Below are 1,517 nucleotides of genomic sequence, written 5' to 3' on the forward strand. Positions count from 1 at the left end.
TTTTTCAACGGTTGCCTTCGCTTTTTCAGGCGTTATGTTGCCTGCCACAACAATTGTTGCAAGGTCTGGACGAAAGGATTGCTGAATTTTTTCAGGTCAAAACCGGAAATTACTGATATTTAAATATTATATTTTTCTTTTCTCAATTTTACATATTCATTGATAAGTAATTCTGTATTCATATGAGATTCTTGTGAATAAAAACTTAAATGAGAGACAGTAAAATCGGAAAATAAAGCTGTTTTACGATTTAAATATTGTGGTGTATTGCTTGTTAAAATTTGTTCATCATCGCATTGAAAAGGCAACATCATAAAGCGTAAATCTCTTCCTTTCCAAGATATAAAATTAATTGATAACCTTTTGTCCCATTCTACAATTTTTGATGTTAAAGGTAGGGGCTTTCCACGATTTTTAATGAAATAAGAGTGCAGCTTTTCAGCTTTTTCTCCATTTTCCCATAAACTACCCTTAAAACCGTTAGGTGGAAGTTCAAATTCACCTACCTCATCAGGGATGGATAAATTCTCTTTTTGAAAATAGGCACATACGCCGTTGTTGACAACGTTTGCTGATAACAGGAAATATTCATCATTTCTTCGTCTGAAATCAATGAATTCCTTCAGTTTTTCAAGTTCAATATAAACTATATCATCATCACATTTCAGGAAAACATCATCTTTGAAAAGGTCAATTCTTGAAGCATAATATCGATAGGCATGATAATAGGGATAAGATTCGTTTAAGTTGCCTATGAATTGTTTTATTCTGTCATTGACATAACAGAACTCCAGCCATGCACCAAATCCGCCTTGCAAGTATAGTTTTGGTATATTGTCTCTATTAAGGAGGTTGAATGTTGGAAATTCATATCCGTTGATTGAAATATTTATGTCGTTATCACTTCCCCTGCTGATCGTGAGGATATTATCGCAGTAAGCGTTTAGGAGAGTGAAAAATTCTGTTTTAAAAATTTCCTCTGTATTGTCTCTATTATTGTCATATAAATTTTTTGAATCAACTCTTCTTATTTCCGAACCGGAGTTACCCCATCCACCTATGACAACCTCTGTAAATTTATCCTGGTTTTTTTCTACAAATGCTATATGAAGATCATTTGATATTCTTAAAGGAATGGTAAGTTTAGAATTTTTGGGTAAATCTTTATAAAATTGGTAACCGGCATTATCTTGCATATATGCTATTGGTCCGTAATTGTTTCTGACATATTCTTTATCAGTTTTATTACGGGTAAAATCCCATATATGCCATTCATCTAATAAATTATTGTTTAGTGCATATCGTATATATTGATTTAAATTTTCCATTCTGTCTTGACGACCGGCAAATGTAATTAAAATATTTTTTGACATATAAATTCCACTACTTAATTTTTATAAGATGAAGGGTAAAGATTATAATTTTTAATTCAAAATAACAATAATATATAATTTTATTTCTGGTTAATTGGCCCTTTGGTAATCTGGGCGAGGTCATCAATTCTGATCCATGTTTTA

The 1,517-nt window shown here is 31.4% G+C and carries 1 protein-coding gene; it reads right to left on the reverse strand.

Annotated elements, in window-relative coordinates:
* Positions 1 to 119 precede the first annotated feature (119 nt).
* Positions 120 to 1,373: a hypothetical protein gene (locus H3T44_RS09025; RefSeq protein ID WP_155567901.1), complete on the reverse strand. Its 1,254-nt coding sequence runs from the start codon at positions 1,371 to 1,373 to the stop codon at positions 120 to 122.
* Positions 1,374 to 1,517 lie beyond the last annotated feature (144 nt).

This window comes from Commensalibacter sp. M0355 (assembly GCF_016101365.1).
GTDB classification, from domain to species: domain Bacteria; phylum Pseudomonadota; class Alphaproteobacteria; order Acetobacterales; family Acetobacteraceae; genus Commensalibacter; species Commensalibacter melissae.